We start from the raw sequence: 19,003 nt of genomic DNA, 5'->3' as shown, positions 1-19,003 counted from the left end.
CATTTGTTTCATCAAAAGCCAATATAAGAGTCATAAATCATAAATATATTCAGAGCCTTATTTAATAACACATCAATCAATGCACTATTCCTCACTGTTGTAGTGAATGAATAGATATCTAATTTAGGTGCATTGAGCAACATTGTATCTGCTTAATAAGGAAATATCATGACCACCCCATTTAAGGCAATAGGCGTATTGGCATTATCTTCACTTGCCATCGCATGTTCATCTCAACCTGACGACTCTCTCTCTTCGTTTGCAGCTCAGTGTAAAGCATCGATAGCACCTGTTGCTGGGGAGACATCCATCCAAGGTTTGACCTTTATGGGAACGTCTATCGCTGACGCACCGTTCGATACATCGGCAGCAGAAATCGTTCAATATGATGCGTGTACTGACAAGCTTTACGTGGTCAACGCTCAAGCGAAGCGTGTCGATGTGCTCTCTATGGATGACAACGGCTCGCCAACGCAAACCGCACTCATTGATCTCAACAGCGCGGGCGAAGCGGCAGGCGTTGGAATTGGTGCGGCAAACAGTGTTGCTGTCTTTAATGGTTTAGTCGCTGTTGCGATTGAAAACAGTAATAAGCAGGCGAATGGCATTGTTGGCTTGTACCGCTCGGATGATTTGTCGCTGATCACCACCTTCCCTACTGGCGCACTGCCAGACATGGTCGGCTTCTCAAAAGATGGCAGATACATTGCGACAGCAAACGAAGGTGAGCCAAATGGTGACTACAGTGTCGATCCAGAGGGCAGCATCACATTGATCGACTTGAGCCAAGGCGTAAACCAAGCAGAAGTCACGCAGATTGGTTTCAATGAGTTTGATGGTACTCGTAAGTCTGAGTTGCCTGTTGATGTTCGAATCTCTGGTCCAAATGCAACGGTGGCGCAAGATCTAGAACCGGAATACCTCACCTTTGCTGACAATGGAAAAATCTACGTTGCACTGCAAGAAAACAATGCAATGGCAATCGTGAACCCTGAAAGTAAATCGATAGAGAGGATTGTGGGTCTGGGCGAGAAATCTTGGTCTGATTCAAAACTGGATGCTTCGAACAAAGACAAAATCATTGGCAACTTTAAGAGCTACCCTCAACTGGTTGGTCTGTACATGCCAGATACCTTGGACAGTTACGCGGTAAACGGTAAAACGTACATACTCTCTGCAAACGAAGGTGACGGTCGTGAATATGGCTTCAAAACAACACAAGCTCTGTGTGACCAAGCGGGCTTTAAGTGGGATGAAGACGATTTCCTCGGTACAGATGAATATACTTCAGAGCGAGGCACCTATTTAAGCCATGTTGACGAAGTGCGCGGCAAGAAGCTGAAAGTCGCAGCAGATCACCCGCTGGCAGAGGCGCTAAAAGACAACAAGCAACTCGCGCGTCTAAAAGTGATTAAGCCTGAACAAACGCTTTCTGCGCAAGACAATGTTCAAGCGTATGGCGCCCGTTCATTCTCTATTTGGGATGAAAACGGTGAGTTGGTTTTCGATAGTGGTGACGATTTCGCGACCATCGCATTAATGAATGAAGGTAAGAACTTCAACAGCACCAACGATAGCAATGACAGTGGCGATGACCGCAGCGATGACAAAGGCATTGAGCCAGAAGCGATTGAAGTAGCACAAATCAATGGTCGTCATTATGCGTTCATCGGTTTGGAGCGCCAAGGTGGCATCATGATTTATGACATCACAGACCCGAAGCAAGCGCAGTTCTTGCATTACGTAAACCGTCGTGATTACAGCCAACCAGTTTGTACAGAAGTGGAAGATGGCGAATGTGCGAACGACACTTACAATCCAAAAGCAGGTGATTTGGCGCCAGAGTCAATCAACTACTTTGCTCGTAACGGACAACACTTTATCGCAGTAGGCAATGAAGTGTCAGGCACGACGTCTGTGTTTCGAATTGAGCTTTAATTCTCGCTCTTCAAGAGAACAAAATTAAAAGTAAAGCGCCCGAACTTCAGTCCGGGCGTTTTTTATAACGCGTTAACATTGTTTGGCATTGAGATTCCCGACTCGCTCCTTCGTCGCTCTCGAGAATGACGGAAACTAGCTTAGCAGTTCAGAACGATACTAGCCTACAAAGTGGAAAAGCTGTCTTCCAGCTCCAAGTAGTACCATCACAACCAACGTCATTCCGGAATCGAGGAACGAGATGTCCGGAATCTCTCTTTAATCACTCGGCTTTACTTTTCAATAGCCAATGCGTCACACTTCGAAGCACAGATAAAGTCGTTTTTATGCAGGCCTTTAATAGAATGGCTCCACCAAGTGATGGTCACTTTGCCCCACTCTAACAAGATGGATGGGTGATGGAATTCATCTTCTGCAAGTTCAGCAATCTTGTTGCTAAACGCCCACGCTTGCTTGAAGTTCTTAAACTTATAGACCTTCTCAAGTTGAGGAATCTCATCTCTCTCAATGATCTGCCAATCAGACAATTGCAGCAGCAAAGACTGTTGTTCCTCTTTACTAAGTGCAATGGCATCGATACTACAAGCTTCGCATTTTTGTTCATTCAACATGAGCAGGTTCCTTTGGTTCAAAAAGTGGTGGAAGCAATCCGGCTTCAATCGCTAGATCAGCTTGTTTTAATAAATTCAGTTGGCTAATTTGGAAAAGCAGGGACAAATCTTCAATCACGTAGTATTTCGGCTGCATGATGTCGATGCGGTAAGGGGTTCTTAGCACAGTTTGCAGGTCAAACTCGTCTCTAATCGCGATGTCGCTTTCCAATGAATAGATGGTTTCTCCCGGAGATGAAAGGATACCGCCACCGTAGATTTTGGTTTTATTACCCTCTTGAACCAAGCCAAACTCGACTGTAAACCAATATAGACGCGCAAGGTACCCTCGCTGCTTTGGTGTCGCGGCTTGTCCAAGCTGTCCGTAGTGCTCGGTAAAGGCGGCAAAATCAGGGTTGGTGAGCATGGCACAATGACCAAAAATCTCATGGAAGAAATCTGGCTCTTGTAGGTAATCAAACTCTTCTCGCGTTCTCAAGAATGTCGCTACAGGGAAGCGTTTATTGCCAAGCAAATTGAAGAAACGATCAAAGTCGATCAATGCAGGTACTGGCTCCACTTGCCAGCCCGTTGTTTCCATCAAAACACGATTGATTTCGGGCAGTTGTGGCACGCGGTCATGAGGTAAATCGAGTAGCTTGAGTCCATGCAGATACGCGTTGCATGCACGGTCTTGAATCACGCTCATTTGTCTTGTTACCAAGTCGCGCCAAATGGCATTCTCTTCATGGCTCCATTCTACCCTTCCATCCTGATCGACGGGTTTTGAATGATACTGAGTCATTGCACATCTCCATTAACAAATCCTTTACATTAAGCCTATCTACACTCTTTTGTCCTTCCAATCCCCTGACCATTTTCCACTCAAAATTCAGGTGTAACATTTTCTTTACATTAACACCTAACACATTGATATACATAAGGAGCTAGTTTCTCCAACGAGTTTGACTTTATTTCTGGTTCACCTCAGACTGAAAACGTTAAAACTTTGTTATAGAGGGAGCTATGCGCGAGAGCAACAAAGTCTGGCAGCCGACGGAAGAACGAATCGAGCAAGCCAATATCACGCAGTTTATCGAGCACATTAATCGGCAGGGGTTCGAGCTCAAAAACTACTCTGATTTGCACCAATGGTCTTTGGCGTATAACGAGCATTTCTGGAAAGAGGTTTGGCAATTTTGCGACCTAATTGGCACGCAAGGCGATACCGTAAAAGCACAAGGTGAAAGCCGTTGGCAATCACCAATGCAAAATCGAGATGCTGTGTGGTTCCCTCAAGCTCAAGTTAACTATGCGGAGAACCTGCTAAGTTTGGCAGAGCAGCAAGCCGATGAGCTGGCGATTTGGTTTGAAAACGAACGCGGCGACAAACATACTTACACATGGAAGCAGCTTTGTGATGAGGTCTCGAGCGTTCAGCAGTGGTTAGTCGAATGTGGCATTAAGCAAGGCGATGTGGTTGCAGGTTATTTACCACATATGCCACAAACCGTCATTGCAATGCTAGCCACCACCAGCTTAGGAGCAACTTGGACGTCTACCTCCCCTGATTTTGGGGTAGAAAGCGTTATTGAGCGCTTCGGGCAAGTGAAGCCAAAGGTTCTCTTTACCTGCGATGGTTATACCTTTAATGGAAAAACCTTCGAGATGTCGGAGAAGAACCATCACATCGCGGATCATCTTGATGGACTGAAACAAGTGTGCCAGATCGGTTACCTCAAACCGCATGTATTCGAATGCGATGTTTGTACTCACGATTGGCAAAACATCCTTAATCAATATTCCCCTGCTCCGTTGCATTACACTCGCGTGGAATTCAATAGCGCGCTGTTTGTGCTTTATTCCTCCGGCACAACTGGCAAGCCTAAGTGCATCGTGCATTCTGTTGGTGGTACGATTCTCAATCACCTTAAAGAGCATCAACTTCATTCAGATATTCAGCCTAAAGATCGTGTCTTTTATTACACAACCTGTGGTTGGATGATGTGGAACTGGCACGTATCTGCTCTAGCGAGTGGCGCATGCTTGGTGATTTTTGACGGGAGCCCAGTTTACCCAGCACCTCACGTATTATGGGATTTAGCCCAGCGAGCAGAAGTAAGTCTCTTTGGTACTGCCGCCAAGTATCTAGAGGCGATAGAAAAAGCCGGATTGTCACCTATCAAAGATTACTCACTCCCAGCTTTGAGAACCCTGTGCTCCACGGGCTCAGTGCTTTATCCAGAGCAGTTTGACTACGTGTATCAACGAATCAAGCAAGATTTGCACTTGGCTTCTATTTCAGGCGGAACAGACATTTGTGGCTGCTTTGTATTAGGTAACCCTATCTCGCCTGTTTATCGTGGTGAATGTCAGTACGCTGGCTTGGGGATTGATGTTCAAGTGTTCGACTCACAAGGTCAAAGCGTCAATGAACAACGTGGTGAGCTAGTTTGTACCAACTCCATGCCCAACTTCCCTGTCGGCTTTTGGAACGATACAGGGGAACGCTACCACAACGCTTACTGGGACAAGTTCGATGATATCTGGCATCACGGTGACGATGTCGAACGCAGCGCCAAAGGTGGGTTTGTTTTCTACGGTCGTAGCGATTCATTGTTGAATCCTGGCGGTGTGCGCATCGGCACAGCGGAGATTTATCAGCAGGTAAACGCCATTGACGGTATCGTCGATTCCATTGCCGTAGGTAAAGAGGTCGATCGCAATGAACAAATCTGGCTGTTTGTGCAGACCGCTTCGGGTGTCACTTTAGATGACAGGTTAGTAGCAGAGATTAAGTCGCGCCTCAAAACGTCCTGCTCGCCAAGACACGTGCCAAGCCAAATCTTCGCCATTAGCGACATTCCTAAAACACGCTCAGGGAAGTTGGTGGAACTTGCAGTCAAACAAGTCATAAATGGCAAGGAAGTCGAGAACTTAGGTGCGATTGCGAATCCAGACGTTTTAGAAGAAATTCGACAACTCACTTTTGTCTAGCGAATCGAAGGAAACAAAAAAGCGAGCTAGATTGCTCGCTTTTCTTATGTTCTTTATCGGAGATTAACGGCGACCTACGCCCATTAATACTGACATTGTGTGCCCGTCTGATGTGATTTCGAAGACCTTCTTCGTTTCTACCTCAGCAAAGCCTGCTTTGATAAGTGCATTCTCTGATTTCGCTAGAGTGAAGCCCTCTTTCGCTGAATCTGCAACCCAATCGAAGTGAACAAAATAGCCACCTTTATTGAGTAATGAATGCGAAATCTTTAATGCGGTTTCAAAATCATCAATGAATGCAAGCACAGAAGATGCCACTACAAGATCAAACTGATTACGAAACGCTGGATGTTGAGCAACCAAACCACGGGTTAACACATCCACTACCGGTTCAACGTTTACAAGTTCTTTCTTATCGAGCTCTTCGATCATAGCTTCGGACGCGTCCAATGCCACAATGTCTTTAGCGGATGGTGACAACAGCTGGCTTAACTGCCCAGTCCCACATCCAAAATCCAATACTTTAATGCCATCAAGCTGAGTAAGCTGTTGTAACTGTGCAAACACCGACTGAGCAAATTGTTCTGTTGCTGGGTTTGATTCCCAATTCTTTGCTAAGCCGTCCCAATCTTGTGCCATCGTGGCCTCCATGTTCACTTCTTGTAACCCCCATAGATTACCGCAAAAACGTTAAAACACCATAGACTTATCTGGCGAATCCGTGTTTTTTTCGATAATCTTTCTTACCATTAGAAAGTCAATTCCAACGTACTGCGCGTTATTACCATTTCACTTTAGGTCTCGTCTAATCATGAACTTAGCTCAAGTTGAAGCTTTTTGTACCATTGCCGAGTGTGGTTCCGTCTCAGAGGCGGCACGCCAATTAGACTGCAATCGAACCAAACTCAGCATGTCGATTAAGGCGCTTGAAAAAGACTTAGATGTTGAGTTATTCCTTCGCACGGGCAATCAACTCATGCTCTCTGAAGCAGGAAAGGCGATTTATAAAGATTGCGAAAACCTGCTTGTTACAGCTCAACGTATCAAGAAAACCTGCGCTCTAGTGTCTGATGGGTTCAACGCAGAAGTTTGGGTCGCACGTGATGACTCCCTTCCTGATGAATTATGGCAAGAGCTATCTCACACACTCAATAATCGCTTCCCCTCAACCACCTTCAACTTAATATTGGCGTCCAGTGGTGACCTTTCAAATTTAGTCAGTACACAACAAGTCGACTTTGCATTTGGTGTGGACTACGAACGTGTCGACGACCCGCATATTGTCTACAATCCATTAGGCAAAATTCGAATGATGTCGGTCTGTGGCTTTGATCACCAACTGAGTAAAATGCGCCGCGTAACCGATGAAGACCTGCGTAACCAAATGCAAGCTTTGATGGTGTACTTGAATGAAAAAGACAACCCGGAACTCCACCCCTTTTCTACTCGATACATTGGTTTTTCCAGTTTTGACTACATGCTAAACACCATTTTGGAAGAAGACGCATGGGGTGTATTGCCAGAGCCTTTGATCCGACATTATTTGAGACATCAGAAACTTGCAGTGATCAAACACACCTATGGTTTGACGCAAGAGGACTACTGTATGTTTGTGCCAAACGGGCAAACAGAGCACCCTGCAATGAGTTGGCTGGCTGATAAATTAAGCGAGTATTTATTCGACTTCTAAACATATTTCACTGAGCGTCAAATATATTGACAGAAAGAAGCAAACATAAGTCACTGAATAATAAGAAAACCACCAAAGAACCATCTCATATCGATTAAATGTCACGCAGTTTTAATTTGCTTAAATTCGCCCAGAAGAGAACAATGTAAGGGTGTAGAAATAAAAGGCATATTTTATGTGTGACAGGACAAGCAAAAACGAAAACCGAATCTTAACCTTCTCAGCCCTTTTAGCTTCTGGGTTTGCAGTCGGTGGGATGGTACTTGGCTTGCTTGTTGGGTCGATCGTCATCGTATTTGACGGTGTTTATTCTCTGGTCAGTCTGCTGTTAACTTTATTGTCACTGGCAGCTTCTTACTACATCAGCAAGCCATCAAAATCTATTTTTCCTTTCGGCAAGGCTGTACTTGAACCTATCGTTATCGCTATCAAAGCAGCGGTTATTCTAATTGTGGTTGCTTTCTCGTTGTTCTCAGCGGTAACCGCGCTGATGTCAGGCGGCCGAGAGGTTGATGCTTCTATTGCAACTATCTTCGGTGTCGTTAATGTAGTTGGTTGTGGTTACGCTTGGTGGTTTATGGCGAAGAAAAGCCGTCGCTTCTCGTCAGGTTTAATCGAAGCTGAGAAAAAACAATGGCAAATGGATACGCTTTTAAGTGTTGCTGTTACAGCAGGTTTTATCGCTGCTTGGTTAGTATCATTAACATCATACGCCCACTACGCCGTCTATGCAGACCCAATGATGATGCTATTAATGGGCTTCTATTTCCTTAAAGTACCATTTGATATGCTAGTTGGTGCCCTACGCGAACTGTTAATGATGACACCAAGCAAAGAGTTGTGTCAGAGCGTTGGTAAAGACGTTTCAGACATCGAAAAAGTGACTGAGCACCAATTGAAACTGGCTGGCGTTACTAAAGTTGGTCAAGAGCTACGAGTAAATGTGGACGTGCATGTTGATGACGACACACTAGAGCTTGATACGCTAGAGCACACTCGTAAGCAGCTTACTAAGCGACTATCGAAGCACAGATTCAAGCTTCAATTACAATTGAACGTCGCGTATTAGAGCACCACCAGAAATCATTAGAACTCAAAAGAAAAGCTCCCAATCTCGGGAGCTTTTTTATTTCTTCGATTGATGCACTTACAACCCCCTCCAACTCCCCCTTTATCGACTTGAGTTGCTTCGCATTTGAATACGGCGATTAAGGGGGAGAGCTATTCTTTATTAACTTCAGCTACCCGCTTTTCGACTGACCCTGCGAATGCTAATAGTGCGCAATGGACTAACCTCAGATGTAGGACGAGTCCCTCCCCTTTGACTCGGGGTGTTGAGAGCTTAGATACCAAATACAAGGGGAGGTTAGGAGGGGTTAGTACATTGAACTGTGACTTGTGAACTTGTACCCCCCTCCAACTCCCCCTTTTATCGACTTGAGTTGCTTCGCATTTGAATACGGCGATTAAGGGGGAGAGCTATTCTTTGCTAACTTCAGCTACCCGCTTTTCGACTGACCCGGCGAATGCTCATAGTGGGAAATGGATTTATTCTCGGATGCAGGAACAGTCCCTCCCCTTTGGCTCGGGGTGTTGAGAGCTTAGATGCCAAATACAAGGGCAAGTTAGGAGGGGTTGGTACATTGAACTGTTGCTTGTGAACTTGCCCCCACCAGCTCTCCCTTTTATTGACTGAAATTGCTTCGTGTTTGGACGCGGCGTTCAAGGAGGAGAGCTATTCTTTGCTAACTTAAGCTCGCCACTCTTATAGTGATCCTGCGTATGCTAATAGTGCACAATGGACTAACCTCGGATGTAGAACCAGTCCCTCCCCTTTGACTCGGGGTGTTGAGAGAGTAGATGCCAAATACAAGGGGAGGTTAGGAGGGGTTGGTACATTGAACTGTGGCTTGTGAACTTGCCCTCTCCTACAGAAAACTTATCCAGCAGCTTCGCGCTTCTCTTTAGTGACCAGCCAACACATCAACGAACCAACCGTTACCATTACGACCCCTTGCCAGAAACTGTGGCTTAGAGTGACACCCAGAATAATAGAAGAAAACAGAGCAGAGAAAATCGGCGTAAAGTAAGACAAGGTTGCGAGAAACACCATATTGCCGCCAACAATCGCGATATTCCATAATCCGTAACCACCCGCCATTAAAGCTGCAGAAGCCACTAAGTACCCCATCGCTTCCCAACTGAATACCATTGGCGGCTCATCAGTAAAGGCGTATTTGATCCACAAAGAGATGGCTGTCGCAATAAAAAACAAAGTAATGGCATTGTGCTTCGATTGTTGTCTTTGAGTCAGATTGCAATACACAGCCCAGATGACTGCGCCTGCAAATGCCATAAAGTAAACAATCGGATTGCTGCTGATGTTCGCCAATAACTGCGTTGGTGATAAACCGCTATCACCACTGACCGTCCAAGCGACACCAATGAATGCCAACATAACTGCCGAGTACAGTAGCCAGTTCGGCTTTTTGTTACTGCCCAATACCGCAAACAAAACGGTTAGTGCAGGCCATAGGTAATTGACGATGGAAACTTCAATCGCCTGAGAGCGAGAATTGGAGTAGCCCAACGCCAGCGCAAGGAAGATCTCGTAACAGACAAACATCGCCCCACCGAGAACTAAATACTTGGGTGAGAAATACGACCGTTTTGGGATGCCAACCACAATCAACAGAAAAATGGAGCTCAGAGAATACAGCATGGCTGATCCGCCCACAGGTCCCAAACTTTCTGTCACCAATCTAGCGATGCCTAGCAAACAGCTCCAAGAGAGAATGGCGATACAACCATAAAGGGTGAAACGAAACTGATAGGATTGCATGTTATCTATGTGACCTACTGCTCATGAATGCCAAAGGAAACTGCAGCTTAACTCAAAAATGATCCGCTTCAACGTACTCTTTTTCCAAAATCGGTATAAAAACCACTCTATTAAGCGGTTGGAGTCGATATGAAACATTTTCTGCCTTCGAGTGTCATTCTGACACCGTTTGTTGTGCGCTACTATGAGGAAGACGACGAAAGTGAAAACGTTGAAACACATTCGGAAACGCATGGTCTAGATAGTAAAGAACAATCTAAGGAACGTTCAGAGTAAAGGAATCCAATCATGAAAAAAGTCGCAGTCATTTTAAGTGGTTCAGGCGTTTACGACGGTTCTGAGATCCACGAAGCCGTATTGGCGCTCTACGCCATCGAGAAGGCAGGTGCAACTTGGCACTGCTTTGCACCTAACATTGACCAACTCCACGTCATCAATCACCTAACCGGTGACGAAATGGATGAAACACGCAACGTCTTGATCGAATCAGCTCGTATCGCTCGCGGTAACATTGACGATGTCGCCAAACTTAACGTTGATGAATACGATGCCCTACTGCTTCCAGGTGGATTTGGTGCCGCGAAAAACTTAACCGACTTCGCCGTCTCAGGCGCAGAATGTTCGATCAATACTCACGTCGCCCAAGCGTGTCGTGCATTCGCTCAAGCGGGCAAACCTGCAGGTTATTTATGCATCGCACCAACTATTATCCCTATGATTTACGATCAAGGTGTAAAAGGCACCATTGGTAACGATGAAGCCACTGCAGCAGCATTCGGTCATATGGGGGGTGAGCACGTCAATTGTCAGGTGGATGAAATCCATTTCGATGAAAAACACAACGTGCTTTCAACACCAGCTTATATGTTAGCGGAGAATATCTCCCAAGCTGCGTCAGGCATTGAAAAACTAGTAGATAAGCTAGTTAAAATCGCCTAAGTCGAAAACGTTTGCTTAAAACACACCATACGAATACCCATTGATAGACTACATATTAATGGGGATTTTTTATACTTTAGTCTAATTGAGAGATAAACCGTACGAATCTTGTTATTTTTGCCAATCGTTTGCGTAATAAATGAGATATTTCAGCTACGTTAAGTAGGTGTTGCACCATCTCACTGTGCAACAAGACTGCCATCACACTTTCAGCCCTCAAGATACCCCTAAGGGGTTAAACTTGTCCTAGATCAATCTAAATCAAGAACGGGGTATGCCAGAGTAAATGCCAGATTAAGAAAGATTATTAAAAATAACGACGGAGCAATCCAATATGACAAGTGCATTTTTTATCCCTACCGTAAACCTAATGGGCGCTGGTTGTCTGAAAGACGCAGCAGACAGCATCCAATCTCAAGGCTTTAAAAAAGGTTTGATTGTTACGGATAAGATTCTTAACCAAATCGGTGTAGTAAAGCAGGTTCAAGATCTACTAACAGAACGCGACGTAGCAACTGTTGTGTTCGATGGCACTCAACCAAACCCTACTATCAGCAACGTTAACGACGGCTTGGCACTTCTTACTGATAACGAATGTGACTTCGTTATCTCTCTAGGCGGTGGTTCACCACACGACTGTGCGAAAGGTATCGCGCTTGTTGCTTCTAACGGCGGCAAAATCGCAGATTACGAAGGCGTAGACCAATCTGCAAAACCAATGATGCCACTTATCGCAATCAACACGACTGCGGGTACGGCATCTGAAATGACGCGTTTCTGCATCATCACTGACGAAGAGCGTCACATCAAGATGGCTATCGTTGATAAGCATACAACACCGCTTATCTCTGTAAACGATCCAGAGCTAATGCTAGCTAAACCTGCTTCGCTAACTGCGGCAACAGGTATGGATGCCCTAACTCACGCGATTGAAGCTTACGTGTCTATCGCGGCAACACCAATCACTGATGCGGTAGCAATCAAAGCGATTGAGCTTATCCAAGCTTACCTACGCACAGCAGTGAAAAACGGTGAAGATCTAGAAGCTCGTGAACAAATGGCATACGCACAGTTCATGGCGGGTATGGCGTTCAACAACGCGTCTCTAGGTTACGTACACGCAATGGCACACCAGCTAGGTGGTTTCTACGACCTTCCACACGGTGTTTGTAACGCGATTCTTCTACCTCACGTACAGCGTTACAACGCACAAGTATGTCCTGAGCGTCTACGTGATGTAGCGAAAGCAATGGGCGTAAACGTAGAAGGCATGTCTGCTGAAGCAGGTGCAGCGGCAGCAATCGACGCTATCGTTACTCTAGCGAAAGATGTGGGTATCCCAGCAGGTATTAAAGAGCTTGGTGCGAAACTAGAAGACATCCCAACACTAGCAGACAATGCACTGAAAGACGCTTGTGGTTTCACTAACCCTAAACAAGCAACTCACGAAGAAATCTCTAAGATCTTCGAAGAAGCGATGTAATCTCGCTACATAAACAATTCTCTAGCCTTAATTCAATCCCCGATCTCGTATCGGGGATTTTTTACATTCTTATACAATCCATGCTCTGCAAAACGTTCTCTTTTAGTGTTAGCTTTTAAGCAATAATACGATTCATATTGGAAGGAACCATGAGAACGATTGCTGCTGCCCTACTCGCTTGTTTATCCTTTTCTGCCAACGCTGCCGAATACCGCGCTAACGAAGTGGCGAATGGATTTCAGATCCCTTGGGGGATCGAGTTCTTAGATAACCAACGCGTTATCGTCAATGAAAAGAACGGTACGGTTTCGTTGCTAGATATCACCACAGGCAAACCTCAAAAGCTGTTTAACGTCCCCGATGTGAACACCAGTGGACAAGCTGGCTTATTGGATGTCGCGCTCGCACCGAATGCCGATACGCAAAACCCGCAACTCTTCTTTACCTACAGCAAGCGCACGAGTAAAGGCAATACGGTGGCGTTAGCGACGGCGCAATTGCAAAACAATCAGCTTGTAGGTTGGAAAGATCTCTTTGTTGCTGATGCCATCACCGACACAGGTCGCCACTACGGCAGTCGACTTTCATTTATTGACGACAAAGTTTACTTCTCAATCGGTGACCGTGGCGAACGTGATAATGGGCAAGACACTCAAACCCATGCTGGTAGTATTCTTCGACTCAACCTTGATGGTTCGGTTCCGCAAGACAACCCATTCAAACCTTCCGAAGCTCGTCCTGAGATATGGAGTTACGGGCACCGCAACCCACAAGGTATGTTTTACGACGAAGCAACAAAACAGCTGTGGTCGATTGAACATGGACCACGCGGCGGCGATGAAATTAACCTAATCAAGAAAGGCGCGAACTACGGCTGGGCTAAAGTCTCTCATGGTAAAGAATATTGGGGTCCGTTGGACGTCGGGGAAGCTAAGTCGTTACCGGGAATGGAAGATCCCAAGCTGGTATATATCCCTTCTATCGCACCAAGTAACATGATTTTGTACCGTGGCGATAAATACCCAGAGTTGGACGGAAAAATCCTCACCGGAGCCTTGAAGCTGGCGCACATCAACGTGGTCTCTATTGAGAATGGCAAGCTCACCGAATCAAAAAGATTGATGGAGAATCTTGGTGAGCGAGTAAGAGATATAACCATCAGCCCCGATGGCTATATCTATTTTTCTACCGACAGCGGCAAAATCTTTCGTCTTGAGGAGAAATAGTTTTCTCTGACGAACTATTCAAAAAAGCTAGCTCTTTAAACTCACTGCTACCGTTTCATTGTCAAAATCGAGCGTCATGGTCGAGCCCAATGGAACGGTAAGCATTGGGTGAGTATGGCAGCTATCAAAGTCATACAAAATCGGTAGTGGTTGACCGTTAAGCACTTCTAGCAACACGTCTATAGGTGCTCGTCCTGTGCCTTTATCGTTGAACTTTTCGTGCTTGCCGAGCACAACCGCACCAACTTTATCAAACACACCAGAAAGCTTGAGCAGCGCAAAAGAGCGTTCGACCGTTTCAATGCCCTGCAAGCAATCTTCCAACAGCAAAATATCACCGTGTTCGATAATCGGCATAAACTCACTTGCCCAGATGCCTGTCATGGTATTGAGGTTTCCGCCAACCAAACGCCCAGTGATGTTGCCTTCGCCTCTGAAATGCCACTGGTTTTGCAAGGTTTGCTTTGCGCGGTCTTGCTCGCCCCACTCTATCCATTCATCCGTCCAACCTTGAGGCATTGCGTATTGATGATCCAAGCCCTCTAACGTATTCACAATCGATTCGAACGAAGCGAAGGTCTCGTCCACCGTTGGCGGGAATTCACCCAGAGATGCCACCAAAGCAGGACCATAGAAAGTGACGATACCGGTTCGTGCATAAATACCCATGAGCAGTGCCGTCACATCCGAATAGCCAACAATGATCTTGGGATCTTTCTTCAGCGCCTCGTAATCAATGTAAGGTAGCAATGAGTTACTGTTATAACCACCAATGGTCGACATAATACAGCGCACTTCAGGATCACGAATCAACGTATTCAATTCTTCTACTCGATCTTGAATCGAACCCGAGCGATATTGATCAGTTTTACCCGTTAAGCAGCCTGCTTTTAGCTGGTAACCATGGGATTCCACATACGCTTTAGCGCGCTCAAAACGCGTTGGTGCAAATACCGTGGCTGGGGAGGATGGCGAGAAAAAGCCGATGGTGTCGCCTTTTTGTAATGGTTTAGGAATGATCATGCGCGTCCTTGTTTTGTGATACATGGTTGATTTATTTTCGTACAATCTAAGCAGAAGAATCTAAACTTAACAATAACCTTTTGTTTTTTAAAACGATAGTTCGGTTAAGTTGTACGAGGTCATTATGATTCCATTCCCTTTACAGCTCGATAAAATTAAAGCCGTGGTGTTTGATTTAGACAACACCTTGGTAAGTTCTGATATGAACTTCGGCGAATTGCGACAACAGCTTGGTTGTCCGCAGAGTGAAGATCTATTGGATTTTGTCGAGACACTTGAGCACCCTCACCATCGAGAGCACGCTCATAACGTTATATTTGATTACGAGATTTCTGATGCTGAGCAGTCTGCCCCAATGATTGGATGTCATGAACTGCTCGCTCACTTGCATCAAAATGAAATCAAAACCGCTATCGTGACGCGCAACTGTCAAATCGCCACGCAACGCAAGCTAGAGCACAACCAAATTTCAGTGGAGCGAGTCATCACTCGTGAATGCTTCCCGCCCAAGCCAGATCCTTTGTCTCTGCAGGTATTGGCGAAAGAGTGGCGTTTGATGCCGGATGAAGTGCTTTATGTCGGCGATTACCTTTACGACTTACAGGCGGCGTATAACGCTCAGATGCCCTCTTGTATTGTGCATCATGGTAATCAAGAAACCTTCAATGACTCAGCCTCGTTGGCGCTTAATGAACTCAGTGATTTATTGAGCCATTTCCAATCTTTACCGCGAACATAAAAAAACGCAAATAAAGCACGCACACAAAAAAAGGGGCACCAACGTGCCCCTTATGACTTATTCCCGATTGTTTCATGCGTTCCCAAGGATTGCTTGAGTGATGCGTCGCTTAGCTTTGTAGGTAAGCGTTAAGCATCCACATTAATTTTTCTTGTTCACGGATGTAGTCACCCATCAATGCCGCTGTACCTTCGTCATCTGCTTCACCCGCGTTTTGTAGAATCTCACGCTGTTTTAGAAGTAGAACGCTAAAGCCTTGAACCAGACCTTGTACACACTCCTCACCAGAAGTCGCGTTTTGATGTTCTTTAATTTCACTTGCTTCCAAGTAGTTGCTGAATGCGTGCGCTGGCGTATGACCCAAAGTTAGAATACGCTCTGCAAGCTCATCGATTTTTGTTTGTAGATCAGTGTAGATCTCTTCAAATTTTACGTGCAGTTCGAAGAATTGCGCACCTTTAATGTTCCAGTGGTAACCGCGAGAGTTCATGTACAACACTTGGTAATGCGCTAGCAGTTGATTTAGCTGTTGAGCTAGTTGTGCTGATTGTTCGCTGTCTAGACCAATTAGGCTTACTTGTTTGTTCATAATCTTGCTCCTAGAAGGATGATACCAATCGTAGTAACGAACGATTCTCTTACCGGGATTGGTATAAAGTTTAAAAATTCTTTTGCAGTATTTGCTGCCGATGGAGTCATATTACGACTCCGGCTCGGTGAAGAAAATTTGGTTTTAACTATGATTTAAATAGCTAAATCCAATGAGCAAGTAGACGAATATCGGCGTATCATCCAACAAAAAGCCCCAACCCTTTTTGTGTAAAAAGAATTGGGGCTTTTTTACTATTTGGTTAACGTTCAAAAGTCGATGAACAGACGTAAACCTTATCTACGCCGTTTTAAAAGTTGCCATCTGTTGATTCAGCTCGGTAACTTGCTCTTTTACTTGCAATGATGTCTCTGATGCACGTTGGCTGTTATTCGAAACCTCATCCACTGATTGAGTAATACCGGACATCAATCCAGTGATCGAATTGGTCGCATGAGATTGCTGCTCTGCCGCTGCCGCAAGTTCTGCCATTTGTTCATTCAAAGAACCAATTTGTTCAGTCGTGACAAGCAAACGAGTTACCGCTTTTTCAATGTGCTCAGCGCCCTGCTCCGCCAGTGATTGACTGTGTTCAATCTCCTCAACCACCGAATTGGTCGAGCGTTGAATCGCATTAATGATGCCGTTGATTTCTGTCGTCGATTGAGTAGTGCGAGTCGCTAACATACGTACTTCGTCCGCCACAACCGCAAAGCCTCGTCCTTGGTCGCCCGCTCGCGCTGCTTCTATCGCGGCATTCAATGCCAGTAAATTGGTTTGCTCTGCCAAGCCTTCAATGACTTCCGTCACTCGGCCAATGGCTTCACTCTCTTTGCTTAACTGCGTCACTTGCGTACTCGCGGTTTCAATGCTGCCGTGCAAGCTTTCCATGGTGACTTTGTTTTGCTCTAAAGCATCACGACCTTGTTCAATCTCGCCTTTTGAATCAGAAAGCTTCTGCACCGATTGATTGGCTTGATCTAGGGTGTTACGCGCGGCTAAAGCGATTTCATCCAATTGGCTTCCCATTTCAACAATGCTGGTCTGTTGCTGTTCAACATTCGATGAGGTGACTTGCGCCGATTCCAACAAAGCCCCCATACTGGTATCCACTTGGTGCGCTTTTTCACTCACCCCTGCCACAATGCTCGCTAACGATTGGTTCATGCGGTTAATCGAATCGGTAAGGTCTGCCAATTCATCTTTCCCAACAACAGTTAACGGAGGCTGAGAAACATCTCCTGAAGCGATCGTCTTTGCACGCTCCGATAAGTTTTTCACTCGGCGACCAATGGTGTTGCCCATGTATTTTGAAATCGCTACTGCGGCAAACAAAACCAATGCCGCTGCAATCAGCATGGTGGTGAGTACGTTTTTGATCGACTGATTAATGCCCTGTCCGCTTTGATCTGCACGACTTTGTTGAGCCAATACGATCGTCTCTAAGCTTTGGTCTAGTGCATCCGCTGCTGGCAACAGTTCATTCGCCATTAACAAGTTTGATTCATTCCACTCTGGCGATTGACGCAATGCAATTACCTGCTCTCCTAAAGGAGAGTACAGTTGCTGCATTTCCTTAAACAGTGACCACAATGATTGGTCGTTATCGGTAAGTCTGTCGAGTTTGCTGTCGATTTCCGCCACAGACTGATTGTGGTACTTAATCAAGTCGTGGTATTTGTCTAGGTGATCTTGCTGCCCGTACAACAGGAAATCTCGCAAGGCGGACAGTGCATTGGCGAGGGAGGTATAACTGTCGGCGTAAACTTTAAACAGACGCTTTCTGTCTCCACCAAATGGGTTTCCTGACTCTTCATTGATTAAGCTTTGAAGCTGATCAAGTGCCACTTCTGCAATGGGTGCAGCTTCGTTAATAAAGAGGTTATGCGCGGGTAAGTTCTCATCACTGTGACTGAGCTCAATCAACTTGTTTAGAGAGACTTTTACCGCATCCCACTGACTTTGAATCGCTTGAAAATCCTGTTCAGAGATCAAAGCCTGCAACGTTGGAAGCGACTCGTCTGTTGACGCCATGATATTGCGTACGTCCTCACTCAGACGTGCGCTCGCCTCTTCATCGCCACCTAGCAACATGTAGGCTCGAATAGAAGACAGCGACGCTTGAACGGACTGTTGGATACCGCGGCTGGTGTCGACGGTCGGTAAATCGGATTTAAGTAATGAAGAGGCGTATTGCTCTACGGTGGTGACGTTGCGATACGTGAATACCGCTGATGCCATAAAAAGTACGGCTAGCAGCACAAAACTGAGCTGCAACTTCCCTGATATCGTGAGGTTCACCCATAAACTCCTGAGAACGATGAGCCTTAAATATAACGATGTTTACAAAAATGTTAAATACAGGTATCAAAAGTTACTAAGAAAACCATGTAAACCACTATTTCAAGCCAAGAAATGGGACTTATTCGAAGTATGGTATGCGCTCACTACGTAAAATCAGATAATTAACGTAAGTCGTTTCTAAGCAGTCTTGCTCCCACAGCGAAAGAATCCGCTTGGTGGCAAAGTAGTAATCTTTATTACGCAGTAGCACGCCCACCGTACGACTGAGCTGCTCAAAGCGCTGTTGCTCATTAGCAGAGATGTAATTTTCTTTATTTTGAATGATGGGCGCCAATCCATCGGCAAACCAGTTGTTCAGAATTTCACGCATCTCAAGTTCCGACTCCGGCACATCGATACTCGACAACTCACGATGCTGTGGTGGTGGCACTATGTACTTCGATGCTTTTGGCGAACTGACATAACGGTACATGTCGTTCCTCCTTGTAAATGACTCTTATACCCAAGTGACTTCAAGATGCAGGATTCAGAGCGTTGTCATTGATTCGGGGTCAAGGAAAACAACGCAGCGTAATAGTCAGCTCTTTCCAAGTTGTTTGACACAGAAACCGAGTCAATGACACGCTCCCGAAGGGCGAGCTGT

Annotated in this window: 17 protein-coding genes; 9 read left to right on the top strand and 8 right to left on the bottom strand. The window is 45.6% G+C overall.

Annotation, left to right across the window (positions count from 1 at the left end):
- The first annotated feature begins 168 nt into the window (after window positions 1–168).
- A complete protein-coding gene (locus ATB76_RS02725; protein ID WP_061034549.1) occupies window positions 169–1,938 on the top strand; it encodes a choice-of-anchor I family protein in 1,770 nt (589 codons plus the stop codon).
- 272 nt (window positions 1,939–2,210) lie between these two features.
- Here ATB76_RS02725 and ATB76_RS02720 read toward each other — a convergent pair whose 3' ends face one another.
- Both ATB76_RS02720 and phhA read right to left on the bottom strand, forming a co-directional pair.
- Window positions 2,211–2,549: a 4a-hydroxytetrahydrobiopterin dehydratase gene (locus tag ATB76_RS02720; protein WP_054823791.1), complete on the bottom strand. Its 339-nt coding sequence runs from the start codon at window positions 2,547–2,549 to the stop codon at window positions 2,211–2,213.
- Window positions 2,539–3,333 carry a phenylalanine 4-monooxygenase gene (phhA, locus tag ATB76_RS02715; protein WP_038869634.1) on the bottom strand — a complete coding sequence of 265 codons (795 nt, stop codon included), beginning with the start codon at window positions 3,331–3,333 and terminating at the stop codon, window positions 2,539–2,541. Before phhA ends, ATB76_RS02720 begins: the two co-directional genes overlap by 11 nt.
- A 221-nt stretch (window positions 3,334–3,554) precedes the next feature.
- Between phhA and ATB76_RS02705 the strand changes: the two genes are divergently transcribed.
- Window positions 3,555–5,525: an acetoacetate--CoA ligase gene (locus tag ATB76_RS02705; protein WP_061034547.1), complete on the top strand. Its 1,971-nt coding sequence runs from the start codon at window positions 3,555–3,557 to the stop codon at window positions 5,523–5,525.
- A gap of 63 nt (window positions 5,526–5,588) precedes the next feature.
- Here ATB76_RS02705 and ATB76_RS02700 read toward each other — a convergent pair whose 3' ends face one another.
- Window positions 5,589–6,164, bottom strand: coding sequence for a methyltransferase domain-containing protein (locus tag ATB76_RS02700; RefSeq protein ID WP_042605292.1), 576 nt, complete (start codon window positions 6,162–6,164; stop codon window positions 5,589–5,591).
- A gap of 172 nt (window positions 6,165–6,336) precedes the next feature.
- Between ATB76_RS02700 and ATB76_RS02695 the strand changes: the two genes are divergently transcribed.
- Together ATB76_RS02695 and ATB76_RS02690 are read left to right on the top strand one after the other, a co-directional pair.
- Window positions 6,337–7,215, top strand: a complete 879-nt coding sequence (locus ATB76_RS02695; RefSeq protein ID WP_038869630.1) for a LysR family transcriptional regulator — start codon at window positions 6,337–6,339, stop codon at window positions 7,213–7,215.
- Window positions 7,216–7,390: 175 nt separating this feature from the next.
- Window positions 7,391–8,284, top strand: a complete 894-nt coding sequence (locus ATB76_RS02690) for a cation diffusion facilitator family transporter (protein ID WP_042605291.1) — start codon at window positions 7,391–7,393, stop codon at window positions 8,282–8,284.
- An 870-nt stretch (window positions 8,285–9,154) separates the two neighbouring features.
- Here the strand turns inward: ATB76_RS02690 and yddG are convergent.
- Window positions 9,155–10,057, bottom strand: a complete 903-nt coding sequence (gene yddG / locus ATB76_RS02685) for an aromatic amino acid DMT transporter YddG (protein ID WP_061034546.1) — start codon at window positions 10,055–10,057, stop codon at window positions 9,155–9,157.
- Window positions 10,058–10,186: 129 nt separating this feature from the next.
- On the opposite strand from yddG, the gene ATB76_RS28410 reads away from it, so the two are divergent.
- The 4 genes from ATB76_RS28410 (at window position 10,187) to ATB76_RS02670 (ending at window position 13,705) form a co-directional block, all read left to right on the top strand.
- On the top strand, window positions 10,187–10,333 hold the full coding sequence (locus ATB76_RS28410) for a hypothetical protein (RefSeq protein ID WP_173400290.1): 147 nt from the start codon (window positions 10,187–10,189) through the stop codon (window positions 10,331–10,333).
- Between the two features lie 12 nt (window positions 10,334–10,345).
- On the top strand, window positions 10,346–10,996 hold the full coding sequence (gene elbB / locus ATB76_RS02680; RefSeq protein ID WP_005442612.1) for an isoprenoid biosynthesis glyoxalase ElbB: 651 nt from the start codon (window positions 10,346–10,348) through the stop codon (window positions 10,994–10,996).
- A 334-nt stretch (window positions 10,997–11,330) separates the two neighbouring features.
- The gene (gene yiaY / locus ATB76_RS02675; protein ID WP_005442614.1) at window positions 11,331–12,479 is read left to right on the top strand and encodes an L-threonine dehydrogenase; all 1,149 of its coding nucleotides are present in this window, start codon (window positions 11,331–11,333) and stop codon (window positions 12,477–12,479) included.
- Between the two features lie 149 nt (window positions 12,480–12,628).
- Window positions 12,629–13,705, top strand: coding sequence for a PQQ-dependent sugar dehydrogenase (locus ATB76_RS02670; RefSeq protein ID WP_061034545.1), 1,077 nt, complete (start codon window positions 12,629–12,631; stop codon window positions 13,703–13,705).
- A 27-nt stretch (window positions 13,706–13,732) separates the two neighbouring features.
- On the opposite strand, the gene ATB76_RS02665 is transcribed toward ATB76_RS02670, so the two are convergent.
- Window positions 13,733–14,728 (bottom strand): S66 peptidase family protein, encoded by a 996-nt coding sequence (locus ATB76_RS02665; RefSeq protein ID WP_061034544.1) that lies wholly within the window; start codon window positions 14,726–14,728, stop codon window positions 13,733–13,735.
- 124 nt (window positions 14,729–14,852) lie between these two features.
- Between ATB76_RS02665 and ATB76_RS02660 the strand changes: the two genes are divergently transcribed.
- Window positions 14,853–15,467 carry an HAD family hydrolase gene (locus tag ATB76_RS02660; protein ID WP_061034543.1) on the top strand — a complete coding sequence of 205 codons (615 nt, stop codon included), beginning with the start codon at window positions 14,853–14,855 and terminating at the stop codon, window positions 15,465–15,467.
- Window positions 15,468–15,576: 109 nt separating this feature from the next.
- Here ATB76_RS02660 and ATB76_RS02655 read toward each other — a convergent pair whose 3' ends face one another.
- From ATB76_RS02655 to ATB76_RS02645, 3 genes are all read right to left on the bottom strand, one after another.
- A complete protein-coding gene (locus tag ATB76_RS02655; RefSeq protein ID WP_042603031.1) occupies window positions 15,577–16,056 on the bottom strand; it encodes a Dps family protein in 480 nt (159 codons plus the stop codon).
- 300 nt (window positions 16,057–16,356) lie between these two features.
- Window positions 16,357–18,357: a methyl-accepting chemotaxis protein gene (locus tag ATB76_RS02650; RefSeq protein ID WP_061034542.1), complete on the bottom strand. Its 2,001-nt coding sequence runs from the start codon at window positions 18,355–18,357 to the stop codon at window positions 16,357–16,359.
- 121 nt (window positions 18,358–18,478) lie between these two features.
- Complete coding sequence (locus ATB76_RS02645; protein ID WP_061034541.1) at window positions 18,479–18,832, bottom strand: hypothetical protein; 354 nt, start codon at window positions 18,830–18,832, stop codon at window positions 18,479–18,481.
- Between the last annotated feature and the right edge of the window lie 171 nt (window positions 18,833–19,003).

The sequence above is a fragment of the Vibrio sp. MOR3 genome (assembly GCF_001557775.1).
GTDB lineage: Bacteria > Pseudomonadota > Gammaproteobacteria > Enterobacterales > Vibrionaceae > Vibrio > Vibrio jasicida.
The sequence above is the reverse complement of the archived record's forward strand: the minus strand, read 5'-3'. Positions and strand labels throughout refer to the sequence as shown.

Excerpts from the sequence above, each read along its gene's own strand:
- ATB76_RS02725 (WP_061034549.1), top strand. The coding sequence starts at position 169 with ATGACCACCCCATTTAAGGCAATAGGCGTATTGGCATTATCTTCACTT.
- ATB76_RS02720 (WP_054823791.1), bottom strand. The coding sequence starts at position 2,549 with ATGTTGAATGAACAAAAATGCGAAGCTTGTAGTATCGATGCCATTGCA.
- phhA (WP_038869634.1), bottom strand. The coding sequence starts at position 3,333 with ATGACTCAGTATCATTCAAAACCCGTCGATCAGGATGGAAGGGTAGAA.
- ATB76_RS02705 (WP_061034547.1), top strand. The coding sequence starts at position 3,555 with ATGCGCGAGAGCAACAAAGTCTGGCAGCCGACGGAAGAACGAATCGAG.
- ATB76_RS02700 (WP_042605292.1), bottom strand. The coding sequence starts at position 6,164 with ATGGCACAAGATTGGGACGGCTTAGCAAAGAATTGGGAATCAAACCCA.
- ATB76_RS02695 (WP_038869630.1), top strand. The coding sequence starts at position 6,337 with ATGAACTTAGCTCAAGTTGAAGCTTTTTGTACCATTGCCGAGTGTGGT.
- ATB76_RS02690 (WP_042605291.1), top strand. The coding sequence starts at position 7,391 with ATGTGTGACAGGACAAGCAAAAACGAAAACCGAATCTTAACCTTCTCA.
- yddG (WP_061034546.1), bottom strand. The coding sequence starts at position 10,057 with ATGCAATCCTATCAGTTTCGTTTCACCCTTTATGGTTGTATCGCCATT.
- ATB76_RS28410 (WP_173400290.1), top strand. The coding sequence starts at position 10,187 with ATGAAACATTTTCTGCCTTCGAGTGTCATTCTGACACCGTTTGTTGTG.
- elbB (WP_005442612.1), top strand. The coding sequence starts at position 10,346 with ATGAAAAAAGTCGCAGTCATTTTAAGTGGTTCAGGCGTTTACGACGGT.
- yiaY (WP_005442614.1), top strand. The coding sequence starts at position 11,331 with ATGACAAGTGCATTTTTTATCCCTACCGTAAACCTAATGGGCGCTGGT.
- ATB76_RS02670 (WP_061034545.1), top strand. The coding sequence starts at position 12,629 with ATGAGAACGATTGCTGCTGCCCTACTCGCTTGTTTATCCTTTTCTGCC.
- ATB76_RS02665 (WP_061034544.1), bottom strand. The coding sequence starts at position 14,728 with ATGATCATTCCTAAACCATTACAAAAAGGCGACACCATCGGCTTTTTC.
- ATB76_RS02660 (WP_061034543.1), top strand. The coding sequence starts at position 14,853 with ATGATTCCATTCCCTTTACAGCTCGATAAAATTAAAGCCGTGGTGTTT.
- ATB76_RS02655 (WP_042603031.1), bottom strand. The coding sequence starts at position 16,056 with ATGAACAAACAAGTAAGCCTAATTGGTCTAGACAGCGAACAATCAGCA.
- ATB76_RS02645 (WP_061034541.1), bottom strand. The coding sequence starts at position 18,832 with ATGTACCGTTATGTCAGTTCGCCAAAAGCATCGAAGTACATAGTGCCA.